Raw genomic sequence first — 16,905 nt, forward strand, 5'->3', positions numbered from 1 at the left:
TACATCCCAATAATTACCCGATAGTCCACACGCTCATTCAGATTGCATTGATATGGAAATCAACCCTTTTGATACTGAACAGTTAGGCATTCAAACACTTGAAAAAAGCCTGATGAAGACCAAGTCAGCCCGATCACTGAAAATCGGGCTCCCCAAGGAGACATCGAATGATGAGCGGCGAATTTCTCTCACACCCGGCGGAGTTTCCATACTAATTGCCAACGGGCATGAAATCTATGTAGAGAAAAATGCAGGAGCTGATGCACATTTCACAGACAGTGAATATGCCGAGGCCGGTGCAGAGATTTCTCACAGTGCTGAAGAGCTTTTTAGAAAATCGGAGATGATTGTAAAGGTGGCACCTCCAACTAAAATAGAGCTTGGCTGGATGCAGCCGAATCAAATTCTGCTATCCGCCCTCCATCTCGGCCACACTTCAACGGATTTTCTGGACGCACTCATCAAAAAGGGTGTCTGCGCTATCGGATACGAATACATCAAGAGCCGCGACAATGAATTTCCGATTGTTCGGATGATGCACGAAATCACCGGGTCAATGGCGGTTCAAATCGCTGCACACTATTTGGAGAACGGAAGCGACGGACAGGGTATCATGCTGGGAGGTATTTCCGGAATTCCACCTGCAACGGTCGCCATCCTTGGCGCGGGCATTACCGGTGAGTACGCGGCCCGCACAGCGCTGGGATATGGAGCTCAGGTTTTTGTGATGGATAATGATCTCGCCATGCTCCGCCGCCTTGAAAATTCATTCGACCGCCGCATCATTACGGCGACGGCCAATCATCAATATCTATCTACCGCACTGGAATTTGCGGATGTAGTTATTGGCGCCGCCATGACGGAGGGCGAACGCGCACCCTGCTGGGTAACCGATCCTATGGTTCAGTCCATGAAATCGGGAAGCGTGATTGTTGATACGGTTATCGATCAGGGTGGCTGTATTTCTACCAGCCTGGCAACCACGCACTCCAATCCCGTTTTCAGAAAATATGATGTGGTTCATTACTGTGTGCCCAATATCCCCTCCAATGTGGCCCGAACTGCAACCTATGCGCTTAACAACGTGATCGTCCCCTATCTTGTTGAATTGGGAGACGGCGGGGGAATCGAAGAGTGTTTGTGGAATAACACAGCCCTTCGGAACGGAGCTTATGTATATAAAAAGCATCTCACCAAAAAAGGCTTAGCCGAGCAGTTTGAAATGCCTTACCGTGATATTGAGATGCTGATAGCGAGTCAGATTTAACTGAGTTTGAAAAGCAAAACGCAAAAGTGAACAGAGTATTTATCGTATCCCCGAATGTCCACATCTGAACTGAGTGAAAAAAATTACCGCCGAATCGCTTTCATAAATTGGGCTCTATCCGTACCTCTTTTGCTGATTTTTGCCTGGCCCTACTATTTTTTGTGTGACTCACTCGGTGTAAACCAAATGATTGCTTACCCGGGATCGATTATTTTTGCGCTGCCCTTTATGCTGACAATTCTGCACGGCCATGTCACCACAGCTATGGGAGCGCTCCACCGTCATCACTACTACAACTGGCTGAAGGGACATCCTCTTACTTACGGAATGCTATTTCATCCCATTATTATCAGTACGAGGTTTAGGCTAAGCTTATTCTTTTTCAGCTTGATATTATTGACAACCGGATTCGTTACCGGCTAAAATGCACGAAGTGGAAAACCTCCACTCCGCAACAATTCTTCTGGTTCATTAATACGCCTTCCCTTTTTTGATATCCTCCACCACCGCCGGATCCAGAAGTGTTGATGTATCCCCGATATTGTCCAGATCCTCCGCTGCAATTTTCCTTAGAATACGACGCATGATTTTTCCGGAACGGGTTTTGGGCAAACCGGAAACGATTTGAATTTTATCAGGCTTGGCAATCGGGCCGATGATTTTCTTAACCAGATCGTGAATTTCCTGCTTGAAGTCCTCCGGACTTTTCGGCTGTTTTTCACAAACCATGAAGGCAAAAATACCTTGCCCCTTCACATCATGCGGGTACCCGACAATAGCAGCCTCAACAACGTTCGGATGTTCATCCACGGCGTTTTCAATTTCAGCTGTACCCAATCTGTGGCCTGATACATTCAATACATCGTCCACACGACCGGTTATACGATAATATCCGTCTGCATCCCTCCGGCAGCCGTCTCCGGTAAAATAGTAGCCTTTGTAAGCACTCATATACGTTTTAAGATAGCGCTCATGATCACCCCAAACCGTACGGGCAATTCCCGGCCATGGATGTTTAATACAAAGATTTCCGTTTACACCGTTACCTTCAATTTCTTTACCGTTTTCGTCCATCAGAACTGGAGAAATTCCCGGCAGCGGCAGTGTCGCAAAACCCGGTTTGGTTGGTGTGATTCCCGCCAGCGGTGAAATCGAAATACCGCCTGTTTCAGTTTGCCACCAGGTATCCACAATCGGACAGCGTCCGCCACCGACGTGATCATTGTACCAGTGCCACGCCTCCTCGTTGATCGGCTCACCAACTGAACCAAGAACTTTCAATGAACTGAGATCATACTTCCGAACATAATCCAGATCGTAACTCATCAGTGCCCGAATAGCGGTTGGCGCCGTGTAAAAATGCGTGACTTTATACTTCTCAACAACTTCCCATAATCGGCCGGCATCTGGGTAAACCGGCGTGCCTTCAAAAATAATACCCGTAGCCCCGTTAAATAGCGGCCCGTACATTATATAGGAATGACCTGTAATCCAGCCGGCATCTGCCGTACACCAATAGATATCTTCTTCTTCTACTTGAAATACATTTCTAAAGGTATAACCCGTATAAACCATATATCCGCCACAGGTGTGCAGAACTCCTTTGGGTTTGCCGGTTGAACCGGAAGTATATAGAATAAACAGTGGATCTTCCGCGTCCATCTCAACTGCCGTGTGCTTTTTGGAAGCATTCCTGATAAGCATATGCCACCACTCATCGCGTCCTTCCACCCAACCGATGTCGCGGTTCGTTCGCTGACAGACGATAACGCTTTCTACAGTGTCACATTCCTTCAGGGCCTCATCAGAAATATCTTTCAATGGAACGTGTTTGTCGCCACGGCGAAGACCGTCGTTGGTAATCAGCATTTTTGCGTCGCAGTCCTGAATTCGCTCAGCAAGTGCCTGAGCAGAAAACCCTGCAAAGACGATCGAATGAACGGCCCCGATTCTTGCACACGCCAGCGCGGATATAATCAGCTCGGGTGTCATTGCCATATAAATACAGACACGGTCTCCTTTCTCTACTCCTTTGCTTTCCAATACATTGGCAAACCGGCAGACATCCTCATGAAGCTGACGGTAGGTGATCGTTCGACGAAAACTGTCAGGGTGATTCGGCTCAAAAATAAATGCCGTTTTGTGGCCAATCGTGTTGAGGTGCCGATCAAGCATATTCTCAGTAATATTCAGCTTCCCGCCCTCAAACCATTTGATGTCCCCTTTTTCAAAACTGCCGGAGTGAACTTTATCCCAGGTTTTCCGCCAGTAAAAAGTCCCCGCCTCATGCTCCCAAAACTTTTCGCGATTTTTTTCGCTCTGTTCGTAAACCTCTTTGTATTCTTCAAATGATTTGATGTTCAGCCACATGACAATCTCTGTTAAGTTTGATATTAAAACGAAGCGCTTTCATTTTGTCGTTTTTTCTACTCATTATCAAGAAAATTTTCATCCTTTTGCTATTCCGGGCGGGAACGGCATCGGCATTTCAGGTATTTAAACTATCTGATTGATTCACAAAGCATCTATGAGTAGCAAGCAAGGACAAAAAATAATTGAAAAGTGGTTTCACGAGAAAGGCCTTACTCCGTTCGATTGGCAAAAAAACGTCTGGGAAAAAATTCAACAGAATAAAAGTGGATTGTTAAATGCGCCCACTGGCAGTGGTAAAACCTTCGCGCTTTTCATGCCGGTCTTAATTCGATGGATCAACGAGCATTCTGAAAATTATACTCAGCTTCAGAAAAACGGGTTGCAGCTGCTGTGGATTACCCCGCTACGAGCACTCGCCAAGGATATTGAACAGGCGATGCAGGAAGTGGTTGATGAGCTTGATATTCCATGGCAAATTCAGCGCAGAACAGGCGATGTTTCCTCATCAGTAAAACAGAAGCAGAAAAAGCAGATGCCGGAGGTACTGATCACAACCCCGGAAAGCCTGCACATTTTGTTAGCCCAGAAAGAGTATCCAAAGAGATTTAAACATCTGAAGTCCGTGGTAGTGGATGAGTGGCACGAGCTGATTGCCTCAAAGCGTGGCACACAAACTGAACTTGGTCTATCAAGACTGTTTGGATTAAAACCTGATTTGCAAACGTGGGGCATCTCTGCAACCATTGGGAATCTGGAGGAGGCGATGGACATTCTTTTAGGCCCCGATCGTGCAAAAAAAGGATCCATCATTAGGGCTGATGTTCAGAAAAAAATTAACGCCCATTCCGTATTGCCTGATGATGTGGAGAAATTTCCATGGTCGGGTCATCTTGGTATCCAGCTGCTGCCTAAAATCCTTCCTATTTTAGACGAAACCGGTTCTACCCTGATTTTCACAAACACGAGATCTCAATCCGAGATTTGGTTTCGAAACATTCTGGAAGCTAAACCTGAACTTGCCGGCACCATCGCCCTTCATCACGGATCACTGTCATCAGAGGTCAGGAATTGGGTTGAGGATGCCCTTCACCAAGGAACCTTGAAAACTGTAGTCTGTACATCCAGCCTGGACCTTGGAGTAGATTTCCGCCCGGTTGATAAAGTCATTCAAATTGGCAGCCCAAAAGGAATTTCACGATTTCTGCAGCGTGCCGGTCGAAGTGGTCACCGGCCTGACGCTGAAAGTAACATCTGGTTTGTGCCCACCAATGCACTGGAACTGATTGAAGCCTCAGCGCTGAAAGATGCTCTCAACAATGAAATGGTTGAAAGCCGTACTCCAATTCTCAAGCCTTTCGATGTTTTATCTCAGTACTTGGTTACGCTCGCAGTTTCTGAAGGTTTTGAGCCGGATCAGATTTTCAATGAGGTAAAGCAGACATTTGCTTATCAAACACTTCAAGATAAGGAATGGAACTCAATTCTGGATTTTATCCACACGGGTGGATCTTCGCTTGGCCGATATGATGACTATTCAAAAACGGAGATCGATGAAGATGGAGTTTGGAAAGTATTTGATCGCAGGATTGCCAGAAGGCATCGAATGTCGATCGGGACCATCACGAGCGACACAATGCTCTCTGTAAAGTATCTCAAGGGTGGCAGACTCGGAAGAATTGAAGAGTGGTTTATCTCCCAGCTCAATATTGGAGACACGTTCTGGTTTGCCGGCAGGAATCTTGAACTGGTACAGATAAAAAACATGACGGTTTTTGTCCGGCGCTCGAAACAGAAGTCCAGCAAGGTACCAAGCTGGCTTGGTGGACGAATGTCGCTCTCTTCCAATATGTCGGAACTGCTTCGAAAAAAATTCAGAGAAGCTGCAGAAGGTAATACTGACAGTGAAGAGTTAATCTCTATTCAGCCCATCCTGGATGTTCAGCGGGAACGGTCTCTTATTCCCAACGAAGAGCAGTTTTTAATTGAGAAGTCATGGTCGAAAGAGGGGTGTCACTGTTTCTTCTTTCCGTTTGAGGGACGCTACGTTCATGAAGGTCTGTCGGCTTTGATCGCCCACAGAATTTCAAAACTGACTCCTATCACATTCTCTATTGCAATGAATGATTACGGATTTGAACTGCTTTCTGATCAGGATATTCCAATATTGAAAGCTTTAGAGAACAATCTCTTTTCACACGAGAACCTGATTCCTGATATTTTAAGCAGCTTGAACGACACCGAACTGGCAAAGAGAAAGTTTCGTGGAATCAGTCAAATTGCCGGATTGGTCTTTTCCGGATTTCCCGGCAACAAAAAAGCCGGCAAGCATCTTCAAATGTCTTCCTCTCTCTTTTTTGATGTATTTTCGGAATATGAACCTGACCACCTATTGCTGCAGCAGGCTTACGATGAAGTGTTAGATCAGCAACTGGACGAATCCCGGCTTCGACTGGCGTTGGAAAGAATCAACAAACAGGAGATTATTGTAAAAGAAGTAGATCGTTTTTCGCCACTCGCTTTTCCTATTTTTGTAGATCGCTTGCGTGAACGCCTTTCATCCGAAAAGTTGCTCGATCGTATCATGAAAATGCAAAAAGAACTGGAGAAGGATTAATTCAGAATGTTGCCGACAGATACCGTAAATATCACCATTCGAAATCAACGTTTGGAATTGCTCCCTCAAAAAGCTCTGTTCTGGCCGGATAGAAAGTATCTGATACTGAGTGATCTACATCTTGGAAAAACGGGTCATTTTAGAAAATTGGGAATTGCAGCGCCCGGAAAAGCTAATCTCAAAAACCTTGATCGTCTATCAAAACTCATCGACTTCTCCGAGCCGCAAAAATTGATCATTCTGGGCGATCTTTTTCACAGCAGTGCAAACCGAGAGTGGTTTCAGTTTGAAGAGTGGCGCAAAACTTTTCCTGATTTAAATATAGTTTTGGTTTCCGGAAATCACGATCAGCTTCACACCTCATTCTACCGGTCCGCAGATATTGAGGTGATCGATCGCATGGAGTTAGGTGATTTCCTGCTTGTTCACGACGCAGCAGATTTACAAAAGAAATCTGACAAAACAATCATTTCAGGTCATATTCATCCGGGAGTAAAGCTAAAGGGTAAAGGAAAACAGAGGCTCAGACTCCCCTGTTTTTCAGTTTCTGATCAAGAAATTATCCTGCCGGCTTTTGGTGAGTTCACAGGTTTACATATTATTCAGCCGGGTGAAAATCGAAAAATATTTCCAATCGTAGAAAACCGCGTCATTGATTTATTGAACAAAAATGAATGATTTCTCGATAAAAATAAGTTAATTACGAAAATGATAACCACGGCGATATGAAAAAAACTCTCTTCTTATTTCTTCTGATTCAGATTTTATTTTCAGGCTGGATCATAGCCCAAAATTCATCTTTGGATTTGGAGCAAATCAATCGCGATCGCATTTACTTGAATAGTAATGGTATGCTAATTCTGGGAGGCTGGGCTATTACCAACATTGCTATCGGCAGTATTGGTATGACTCAAACCGGCGGACGAACTAAGTATTTCCATCAAATGAATGCTGCATGGAATACCGTAAATCTCGGGATTGCGGGCTTTGGTTATTATGGATTACGCAACTCTTCTCCGGGCTTATCGCTTTCGGAAACCATCAGTGAGTTTCAAAACTTTGAGAATATTCTTCTTTTTAACGCCGGTCTAGATATTGGATACATGGCTATCGGAGCCTACTTATGGGAGAGGGGACTTCGAAAGGAGAGTGACCGTCTTGTCGGTTATGGCCAGTCCATGATTTTGCAGGGCGGATTTCTGTTTACTTTTGATCTGATCCTCTACGTTTTAAGCAGAAATCAGAGTAAACCTTTAATTGAAAGCCTGGAAAATATACAGTTCACGGGAACAGCACTTTCATTAACAATCCCCTTCTGAATGACTACTTAGAGGATTTTCTCTTATAGCAGTGATGCAGCACATTCAGAATTCTTGATTTCCGTATTCGAACATTTCCACTCGATATGTTGAAATGATCCGCATACTCTTTGCTGCTCTTATCCGGATGCTTTAACATATATTGAATCAGTGAACGGCTCTCTCGATCCAGCTCATACAGACACTCCTCCAAATGCTGCATTCGCTCTTCATCCATTAAGTTTCGAATCTGTTCGGCCGGCTCTGCCTGATCGTACGCTTCATCCGGTGATGCAAATCGGTGTTGATATTTTTTGTAGCGGACATATTCATTCTTTACAGAAAGAGTGATGTATCTAAAAATGTATTTATGCTCTCTGATTTTATCTTTCCTTATTCGATCGTATACCTCAGTAAAAACTTCCTGAGTGCATTCACGGGCTTCATTTCGATCGGCTTTCATGGTAACTACAAGGTAGTCTACAATCCTTGGCATCAACTCTTCGAGTAGCCTGTTCGCCGTCAGATCGTCCCCATTCTGTATAGCTTCTACTAATTCCGAATAATCAACTCTAGCCAAATCTGTATCCTAATCAATTATTATTGAACGGCTTATCAACCAATATTATGATCGATATTCCATTTGATGATACTTTAAAGAATATATAAACCGATACAGAGAGTACAAATCATTTTTGTAAATAAAATCGTCTACAAAGTTTGATTTATTAAAATTTACAGCCTTCCATAGACAATTAGATTTATTTAACTTACAATTTCTTTTGTAACAATAAAGACACCAAATACTCTTGTTCTTGAGGACAAATATATATTTTACTAAACCTAACTAACATGGAAACTATCATGGATACATATAAAACACTGATTTCAAAATTATCTTTAACTGCTATCGCTCTATTTTTTGCTGCCGGCTGTGCAACTGTTACAGACGCCAATGTAGATCTAATGGACGAACCCACCGAGGAAACCACCACCGTGGAACGCGCCGGCGATACCTGGGATGCCGAAGCCGGAAATGACCTCGAACCCATCATCGTTAAACCTGTCATGACTGACGGCGAATGGTAAACAACCAATCCATTACTTTCTAACAACTGCTCAATACTCAACTCACTAAACACGATTGCTATGAAAACTCTGATTGCTTCTCTGTTCACCATCTCTATCCTTTTCACAGGATGTGCTACCGTTACCGATGCCAACGTTGATCTGATCGACGAACCTACCGAGGAAACCACCACCGTGGAACGCGCCGGCGATACCTGGGATGCCGAAGCCGGAAATGACCTCGAACCCATTATCGTCAAACCTGTCATGACTGACGGTGAATGGTAACCAACTCATTACTCTCTTAACCAACTGCTCAACACTCAACTCACTAAACACGATTGCTATGAAAACTCTGATTGCTTCTCTGTTCACCATCTCTATCCTTTTCACAGGATGTGCTACCGTTACCGATGCCAACGTTGATCTGATCGACGAACCTACCGAGGAAACCACCACCGTGGAACGCGCCGGCGATACCTGGGATGCCGAAGCCGGAAATGACCTCGAACCCATCATCGTTAAACCTGTCATGACTGACGGCGAATGGTAAACAACCAATCCATTACTTTCTAACAACTGCTCAATACTCAACTCACTAAACACGATTGCTATGAAAACTCTGATTGCTTCTCTGTTCACCATCTCTATCCTTTTCACAGGATGTGCTACCGTTACCGATGCCAACGTTGATCTGATCGACGAACCTACCGAGGAAACCACCACCGTGGAACGCGCCGGCGATACCTGGGATGCCGAAGCCGGAAATGACCTCGAACCCATCATCGTTAAACCTGTCATGACTGACGGCGAATGGTAAACAACCAATCCATTACTTTCTAACAACTGCTCAATACTCAACTCACTAAACACGATTGCTATGAAAACTCTGATTGCTTCTCTGTTCACCATCTCTATCCTTTTCACAGGATGTGCTACCGTTACCGATGCCAACGTTGATCTGATCGACGAACCTACCGAGGAAACCACCACCGTGGAACGCGCCGGCGATACCTGGGATGCCGAAGCCGGAAATGACCTCGAACCCATCATCGTTAAACCTGTCATGACTGACGGCGAATGGTAACAAAGCAAATAATTACTTAATTAATTAGTACATTGGTACTAATTACACGCTTTAGATTTACCCTTGAGATATCTGCATGATGGTTAAAGTCATTCTGCTCCTGACATTTTTTATGTCCAATTCAAACTCTTGGGAGAGCTACGTCCAAAATTTCCTAAATGACCAAATTAATCAAGAGGTCAGTACAGAAACCATTTGGGCTACAGGCACCCTGTACTACTCCAGTCCTGTAGAACATAGAGAGCTGATTATTGATGAATTAGAGAGTCAAGAAATAAGAGATGCCTTAACTACTCAAGCGGATCTCAAAGAATTTGTTTATGAATTGGCGATTCAGAAAGAAGATGAACTTTTGCTGCTAAGCTATCTTCTTCTGGAAGAAAATATTGACAATCGTACTGAAGGATATACCAAATTTTACGATACGGCTCAAAGCAAACAATTCAGATCTCTCAATCAGTTAGTCAGAGACGGCAAACAAGTTGGCAATGAAGCGTTTATCAATTCTACCATTGGCTTTCAGCATTTTTTGATCTCGTTTCACGTGAGCAATATCAATGTAACATCTGAAAAGTTTTTCGATTCTGTTAAGACCCTGTGGGAAAATTCGTCCAATAGGAGCTTCGAAAACCGTATCAAAAGGAGCTACCAAACCGCTACTATTTTAAAAGCCTATTATGAAACTGACGAATATCACTCCATCAATTCGATGTATGATCAGTTTCATCATCTTCAACATCTTCCACACTCAAGAATCAAACTAAACCTGCTGTGGGGAGCTGAATTCGCGCTGTACAGCTTGGGACATATAGACAAAAGTCTTGAAACACAGCGGAAATTCACAATACCTATTAGTAAACATTTTAAAATAAACTCCACACTTAATTCGATACTTGCCTCTCATGGTGGCTATTTATATCAGATTGGAAAGTATCAGGAAGCAAAAGAGATTTTTTTATCGATCTTAAATGAAGCAGAAGAACTCCCGACATCCTTTCAAGCAAGTTTATTCAATAATCTGAGCTTAGTTTATTTTAAAACTGGAGAAAATACGAATTACATCAATACCCAATTAAAAGCCTTGGAAATTGCAAAAAGCATTGGAAATATTGATTATGAAACTCGGATATATCGAAATTTGCACATAGTATATTCACGAAATCAAAATTGGGCTTTAGCAAGTGATTATATCGATAAAGCGATAGAATTAGCCTCAGAGGCAGGAAAAATTGACAATCAGATTACAATTTATACTGCAAAAGCATCTTTTGAATTTAATTACTTGGGAAATTTAAGCAATGCACTGAGAAATATTGAAATCGCTGACTCACTTTTATCTGATTCATCTAGTTATCGACTTAAAAATATTGTTGATATTGAAAAGGCAAAAATTTCTAATTCTACGGAAAATTTTGATGAAAGCAGGCGCCTATTTGAACGAGTAAAATCTAGGTCAGCAGGGGAATCGGATATTCTTACTTTTCTTGAAGCTATAATTCAGATAGCTCAAATTGATATTAAAACAAACGATTACAACGAGGCGCGCCAATTAATGCGTGAATTTCGTGCTCATGATATCTCAAATCTTGATTTTCCTAAACTCATTCTTTCACAAACCATTCAGGCCGATATAGAATCTTATTTTGGAAACACATCAGAGGCTGAAAGATTATATTCAGAAGCCGCCGATTTGGTTTTTGAGCGCTCCCGTAATACTTCCGAAGCAGAATCAGGTTACTGGACAGTGGAAGAGGAGTATCTCTACCTGTTTGAAAAATATGCTGATTATCTACTACAGAACAAACAGTACGCCGATGCTCTGATCCTGTTTGATCGAATTAAAACCATTAACGATGCTACCCTGACGGACAATCCTCTGGTACGCTCTTCCCGTTTAAGTGAGGAGACACTTACTGCCATTAAGAATCTGACTCAACAGATGGACCGGATTCGACGACAAATTTTAGTTGCTAGTGATAGTGATCGGCTTTCACTGCAAAATCGCCTTTCAAAATTGTCCGCTGAACGACAAATGCTTTCGTCACCTGAGGAAACATCAATTGATCAACCGCTAAACCTTCAAACTGTTCAACGTCAACTTGGTTTCTCTGAGTCTCTGGTTCATATGACGGAAATAAAGGATCAGCTGTATGTATCCGTTATCGATCAGTCAAATTTAAAAATCAAAAAAATTCATCTGGATGAATCAAACAGAGCACTTTTTGAAAGTGCCATAGAGTCTATTCTTGTTGGAGAAACGGATCTGGAGAAATTTTACAGGATAGGGCAGTTGATCGATATTGACTCAATCATTAATCAGTCAAACTCCATCATTGTAATGGCTGATGGTTATTTTCATCAGCTCCCTTTTGGAATCATTCCTATAAACCGCCCTGAATCATCAAACAGTTTCGGCTCCGCTAAGTATCTGATTGAAAAAGCAGAAGTTCGTACCCTAAACAGCCTTAATGACTTAACAGAGCGACAGCAGAGAATTAATCATCAATACGGATTTTCAGGGTTTGGAGTGAACGATTTTCAAAATGATGCCACCTCACGAAATCTTGTGTCATTGCCAAAAGCGCCACAGGAGATCATAAATATTAGTAAAGAGCTGAATCGGTTAGATCAAAATAAAACGTTTATTAACGAAAACGCCACTGTTCAAAAATTCCGAAATAATGCCGGTAACAGCAGTATTCTGCATATGGCAACGCATAGTGAAGTTTCTGAAAGTGATCCGCTATTTTCCACCCTTCATTTTTATGCCGATGAGACAGAAAAGTCAAATCAGGTACTTTCGGGTCGCTTATTCGCTTACGAGCTATTTGAGCTAAATCTGCAAAATGATTTGATTATGCTGAACTCATGCGAATCGGGTGGCGACCGTTCCCTTCAAGGCAGTGGAGTGATGGGTATCAGCCGGGCTCTCCGTTACGCAGGTGCTAACAGTCTGGTGCTTAACTCTTGGTCTGTAAATGATCATTATGCCGCAGAATTTGCTGAAGAGTTTTATAAGCATTTGAATAACGGAGAGACAAAATCCAAGGCGCTTCAACTAACGAAAATACAATTCATCAAACATAAGAACGCGAACCCTCACTTTTGGGGTCCCTATATTTTAAACGGAGACAACAGGCCGGTCGTCACAAATAAAAATTGGTTTGCCGGATCTCTGCTTTTGGCGATGCTTTTCTTAACGGGCTTAGTTGTGACAGGACGACGAAAACAATTCACTGTAGCTTAAACAAGACGGAGCCATTCCTTTTGCCTGTTCCTGATATTACTGGCGACAAAGAGCATGTGAAGTAGACATGTTATCCATAATATTGGATTGTATTTAATTTACAGCTCAATTCTCCAATTAGCTTTGGCTTCAGTTACTTGCACGGCAGCTATCTGTCTCTCAGGATTTACTTTTAGATATGTACACCTATGTCGATTCAATGAAAGTATCGAACTCACGCTCAGACTAGAGCGGCATTAATTGTAAAAGCCTAACGGCGGTTTTTTGGCTATAAGCTCCCTATCCTCTCTTCCTTTTTCGGGCTCAAAGAAAAGACTTACTTATTTTCAACCTATTATCTCAAGTTCTTTTTATTAACGGCAATAAAAAAACCCGAATTCACAATAGAATTCGGGCTGATAAAAGTCGGTATTAAAAATTTATTCTGATGCCAGCGCCTGTATATATCGTTCGGCAACTCTGCTATACGCTCCATTGAGCTGGTAAGCTTTTTCCAATGTGGTTCTTGCCTCGTCAATTCGATTTAACTGAAAGTATGCATTACCCAAATACCAGTAGTTTTGCTCCTGAATGATGACATTTTCAATTTCGTAATCAAGGGAGCGTTCAAAATACTCCGTGGCTTCCAAGTACATGCCTTCGTTATAGTAAATAGAACCTGCGGTAGCCAAAAGTTCTGCTTTACCTTCTTGTGAGCTAATTTCACTTAGGCTGTTTTCTACTATAGAAATTGCTGACTCTATGTTTCCACGATTAGCTTCAGAAATTACTGACATAATAATTTCGCTAACATCAGTAGATTCTGTAACTCCTTCAGCTGACCTGTAATAATCCAATTCGATAGAATTTATAGGCTGCACATTATACTGCTGCTCATCATAAACATTGAATAAGATTAAGCCAGAAGCAATAATTACGATTGCCGCAGCCGCTATCCATTGCAAGGTTGAACTCCGGTTAAGGAAATGAATATTTGATTTTTTCTCACCATCGGCCAAACCCTTTAAGCTGGCAACAGTTTTCATATAGTCATAGTAGTAGTCGTCAAAAATTACTTCAGACCATAGTTCGTCGATTTCTTCTTCATTAAGATTACCTCCCACATACCGGTCAATCTTTTTTTCAAGTTCATTATTTATATTGCTCTCAATCATATCTGTAAATGATTCATATTTGTGAAAATTTGATTGCTAATCTTTATTCTGCTGGCTGCCAACTTGCCATAAAACGGTATGGCGTCACTTTTTCCTAAACTTACCCTGGTGAACCTTTTACTTTTATATATCAATTAATCTGTATTTGGTGACTTTTGCTAAATCAGTTAAATGTTTAAGAAGTTTTTTCACCAAGTTCTGTACTTATCGGTTTGCTTACGTAGTGTTTTTATGTGAATATTCAATTGGTATATCATGACTTACACCTACAAGAGTAAATCGACCCAAATTTGTTACAAAATAAAAGGTTAAAAAGTTTTAATATATCAGTAGTTCAAGCTCAATCTTGTGAACAATTATTATCAATAATAACATATACTTATACGATATTTTAACGCAATGAATTTTTCAAAATTTTCTCTTATTTCTCTTTTTTTCATCTTTTTTTGTAACAGCTCCTGCAGTCAACCTGTAACAGAACAAAATCCTTCTTTAGAGGAGAAAATCGGTCAGATGCTCATGATTGGTTTTCGAGGATTCACAGTTGATGATTCTGATCATATTGTCCGTGACTTGACTGAGTATCATCTTGGGGGAGTCATTCTCTTTGATTATGACGTCCCCACGTCCACCGCTGAAAGAAATATTCGCTCTTTTGAACAGGTTCAAAATCTCAATTCGCAGTTACAGAAGATTTCTGCCAAAGAACTGCTGATTGCAGTAGACCAGGAAGGCGGCCGGGTGGCAAGACTAAAACCAACAAGAGGTTTTCAACCGCATGTATCTGCTGAATATTTAGGTGAAATCGACAATGCTGACTCAACCCGTTATTATGCCTCATCTATGAGTGCTCAACTCGAAGAGCTCGGGTTTAACATAAATTTCGCACCCGTTGTTGATCTGAACACCAATCCGGAAAATCCGGTTATCGGCGCCATTGAGCGCAGTTTTAGTGAAAACCCTGAATTGGTAACAAAGCATGCATCCATTTTTTTGGACGAATTTGAAAAGCATGGCATCACCGGAGTCCTCAAACATTTTCCGGGACATGGAAGCGCATGGAATGATTCTCATGTGGGCATGGCCGATGTTACAGACACATGGCAAGAATCTGAATTGAAACCTTATGAAAACCTGATCAAATCCGGGAGAGATTTTGCCATCATGACAGCTCATGTATTTAATGAAAATCTCGACACGGAGCATCCGGCCACACTCTCCAAAGCCGTACAAACGGATCTGTTAAGAGATGAACTTGAATTTAAAGGTGTGCTTTTTTCAGATGATATGCAGATGGAGGCTATCCGATCCTTTTACGGACTTGAAACATCTATCAAACAAGCTATAAATGCAGGTGTAGATATTTTAGTGTTTGGAAATAACTCCGTTTATGATCCCGATATAGTCCCAAAAGCTGTTCAAATTATTTTAAACCAAATTAAATCGGGAGAAATAGAGGAGGATCGGATACATGAATCCTATGAAAGAGTACAGGCATTAAAAGAGAGGCTTTCAGATGGGTAAATCATATAGCTATACAGATATTATCTCTGAATATACCAAAGCTCTTGAGCGTATTGACGAGCTGTCTCAAGCACCTGAAGATCTCTTTCTGTTAAAACCGGATTCAGACACTTGGAGCGCAAACGAGATTTTCAGGCATTTGCGGAGGTTTAACAATCTCTACATCAGAAGCATTGACCAGATTGAAAGAGAAAGCAAAGACAAAAGAGTCAACAATCCTCAGTTCAAACCAAGTATCCCGGCATTAGTTATCATTAAAATTATGGAGCCACCCTATAAACTCAAAATTCCAACACTCACCCCAATGTACCCAAAGGCTTCAGCTGAAACCGGTATGCAATCCACAACAATGGACCTGCGTGAAACCAACAGGATGGTGATCGAACTGCTGGACGAACTAAAATCAAATTCTGCCGATCTTAATAAAATAAAAGGGAGACATCCTGTATTTAAATTTCTTCCCATGTCGCTTACGGATCTTTTTCTGGTGATGGCCGCACACCAAAGACGACATTTGTGGCAAGCTGAACAAACTCTCCAACGCCTCTCGGGAAAGCATTACTGATTACGTTTTTACCGTCACATATTTTAGAATTTCGACAACCTGCTGTGGGGTTTCGCATACAGCCAAAGCCGCTGAATCCACTTCTTTCAAGGCATGAGTATGCTCTTCGGGATGCATCACAATCAGCTTCTTTCCCAATGCTGAGGCATAACCCGCATCAAACGCTGCGTTCCACTGGCGATATTTTTCGCCAAACTTCACAACTACAATATCTGACTGTTCAATTAAAGTTCGGGTGCGAATGGCATTTATCTTGCCACCTTTGTGGTCTTTCCAAAAATCACTTTTCTCCTCACCCAAAATATCCACTCCTACATTGTCTGATGCGGGGTGATCCGTAACAGGTGCCGAAATTTCCACGGGCAGATTCTCATTCACAACTCCCTTTTCAATCTCTTCACGCCATTCTGAATGAATTTCACCGGCTAAATAGACATTCCATTCCATTTTTTTCTCCTCGTTTGATTTACGATTCCTAATTTAATCTGAGTTCGATATGATTTTTCTAGATGATCGTCAGTTTGAGCGCAGTTTCGACTTTTTTTGGTCGGAACGAAGTCGAAAACACATTTCGACTTCATTTCGAGGAAAAAGCACCCTCAAAATTGTGCTCAATGTGACGAATTGCATTATTTGAAGCACCTTTATCTTGAACTCACGTTTATTAAAAGAACAAGGCCACAATCCCATTCATTCAACTATTTGAAT

At 42.0% G+C, this 16,905-nt stretch carries 17 protein-coding genes; 13 read left to right on the plus strand and 4 right to left on the minus strand.

Going from position 1 to position 16,905, the window contains the following annotated elements:
- Positions 1 to 52 precede the first annotated feature (52 nt).
- Positions 53 to 1,267: an alanine dehydrogenase gene (locus U5K35_RS04265; RefSeq protein WP_322570230.1), complete on the plus strand. Its 1,215-nt coding sequence runs from the start codon at positions 53 to 55 to the stop codon at positions 1,265 to 1,267.
- A 54-nt stretch (positions 1,268 to 1,321) separates the two neighbouring features.
- The gene (locus U5K35_RS04270) at positions 1,322 to 1,690 is read left to right on the plus strand and encodes a hypothetical protein (protein WP_322570231.1); all 369 of its coding nucleotides are present in this window, start codon (positions 1,322 to 1,324) and stop codon (positions 1,688 to 1,690) included.
- Positions 1,691 to 1,738: 48 nt separating this feature from the next.
- Here the strand turns inward: U5K35_RS04270 and acs are convergent, their stop codons facing one another.
- Positions 1,739 to 3,637 carry an acetate--CoA ligase gene (acs, locus tag U5K35_RS04275; RefSeq protein WP_322570232.1) on the minus strand — a complete coding sequence of 633 codons (1,899 nt, stop codon included), beginning with the start codon at positions 3,635 to 3,637 and terminating at the stop codon, positions 1,739 to 1,741.
- Positions 3,638 to 3,794: 157 nt separating this feature from the next.
- On the opposite strand from acs, the gene U5K35_RS04280 reads away from it, so the two are divergent.
- From U5K35_RS04280 to U5K35_RS04290, 3 genes are read left to right on the plus strand one after another with little or no spacing between them, the layout of a single operon-like run.
- Complete coding sequence (locus tag U5K35_RS04280; protein ID WP_322570233.1) at positions 3,795 to 6,254, plus strand: ligase-associated DNA damage response DEXH box helicase; 2,460 nt, start codon at positions 3,795 to 3,797, stop codon at positions 6,252 to 6,254.
- A gap of 6 nt (positions 6,255 to 6,260) precedes the next feature.
- Positions 6,261 to 6,932: a ligase-associated DNA damage response endonuclease PdeM gene (pdeM, locus tag U5K35_RS04285; protein WP_322570234.1), complete on the plus strand. Its 672-nt coding sequence runs from the start codon at positions 6,261 to 6,263 to the stop codon at positions 6,930 to 6,932.
- A gap of 47 nt (positions 6,933 to 6,979) precedes the next feature.
- Positions 6,980 to 7,573 (plus strand): DUF6992 family protein, encoded by a 594-nt coding sequence (locus U5K35_RS04290; RefSeq protein WP_322570235.1) that lies wholly within the window; start codon positions 6,980 to 6,982, stop codon positions 7,571 to 7,573.
- A 4-nt stretch (positions 7,574 to 7,577) separates the two neighbouring features.
- On the opposite strand, the gene U5K35_RS04295 is transcribed toward U5K35_RS04290, so the two are convergent.
- On the minus strand, positions 7,578 to 8,132 hold the full coding sequence (locus tag U5K35_RS04295; RefSeq protein WP_322570236.1) for a sigma-70 family RNA polymerase sigma factor: 555 nt from the start codon (positions 8,130 to 8,132) through the stop codon (positions 7,578 to 7,580).
- A gap of 284 nt (positions 8,133 to 8,416) precedes the next feature.
- On the opposite strand from U5K35_RS04295, the gene U5K35_RS04300 reads away from it, so the two are divergent.
- From U5K35_RS04300 to U5K35_RS04325, 6 genes are all read left to right on the plus strand, one after another.
- Positions 8,417 to 8,641, plus strand: a complete 225-nt coding sequence (locus tag U5K35_RS04300; protein ID WP_322570237.1) for a hypothetical protein — start codon at positions 8,417 to 8,419, stop codon at positions 8,639 to 8,641.
- Between the two features lie 60 nt (positions 8,642 to 8,701).
- Positions 8,702 to 8,908, plus strand: coding sequence for a hypothetical protein (locus tag U5K35_RS04305; protein WP_322570238.1), 207 nt, complete (start codon positions 8,702 to 8,704; stop codon positions 8,906 to 8,908).
- Positions 8,909 to 8,966: 58 nt separating this feature from the next.
- Positions 8,967 to 9,173, plus strand: coding sequence for a hypothetical protein (locus U5K35_RS04310; protein ID WP_322570238.1), 207 nt, complete (start codon positions 8,967 to 8,969; stop codon positions 9,171 to 9,173).
- Positions 9,174 to 9,233: 60 nt separating this feature from the next.
- Positions 9,234 to 9,440, plus strand: coding sequence for a hypothetical protein (locus U5K35_RS04315; RefSeq protein WP_322570238.1), 207 nt, complete (start codon positions 9,234 to 9,236; stop codon positions 9,438 to 9,440).
- A gap of 60 nt (positions 9,441 to 9,500) precedes the next feature.
- Positions 9,501 to 9,707 (plus strand): hypothetical protein, encoded by a 207-nt coding sequence (locus U5K35_RS04320; RefSeq protein WP_322570238.1) that lies wholly within the window; start codon positions 9,501 to 9,503, stop codon positions 9,705 to 9,707.
- A gap of 76 nt (positions 9,708 to 9,783) precedes the next feature.
- A complete protein-coding gene (locus tag U5K35_RS04325) occupies positions 9,784 to 12,954 on the plus strand; it encodes a CHAT domain-containing tetratricopeptide repeat protein (protein ID WP_322570239.1) in 3,171 nt (1,056 codons plus the stop codon).
- A gap of 419 nt (positions 12,955 to 13,373) precedes the next feature.
- Here U5K35_RS04325 and U5K35_RS04330 read toward each other — a convergent pair whose 3' ends face one another.
- Entirely contained in the window at positions 13,374 to 14,108 is a 735-nt protein-coding gene (locus U5K35_RS04330) for a tetratricopeptide repeat protein (RefSeq protein WP_322570240.1), read from the minus strand.
- A 399-nt stretch (positions 14,109 to 14,507) separates the two neighbouring features.
- Here U5K35_RS04330 and U5K35_RS04335 point away from each other — a divergent pair, with 399 nt between their 5' ends.
- Positions 14,508 to 15,632: a glycoside hydrolase family 3 protein gene (locus tag U5K35_RS04335; protein ID WP_322570241.1), complete on the plus strand. Its 1,125-nt coding sequence runs from the start codon at positions 14,508 to 14,510 to the stop codon at positions 15,630 to 15,632.
- Entirely contained in the window at positions 15,625 to 16,197 is a 573-nt protein-coding gene (locus tag U5K35_RS04340) for a DinB family protein (protein ID WP_322570242.1), read from the plus strand. The genes U5K35_RS04335 and U5K35_RS04340 overlap by 8 nt, the downstream gene beginning before the upstream one ends.
- Here the strand turns inward: U5K35_RS04340 and U5K35_RS04345 are convergent, their stop codons facing one another.
- The gene (locus U5K35_RS04345) at positions 16,198 to 16,644 is read right to left on the minus strand and encodes a YtoQ family protein (protein ID WP_322570243.1); all 447 of its coding nucleotides are present in this window, start codon (positions 16,642 to 16,644) and stop codon (positions 16,198 to 16,200) included. It abuts the gene before it with no gap.
- Positions 16,645 to 16,905 lie beyond the last annotated feature (261 nt).

The organism is Rhodohalobacter sp., from assembly GCF_034521535.1.
Lineage (GTDB): Bacteria > Bacteroidota > Rhodothermia > Balneolales > Balneolaceae > Rhodohalobacter.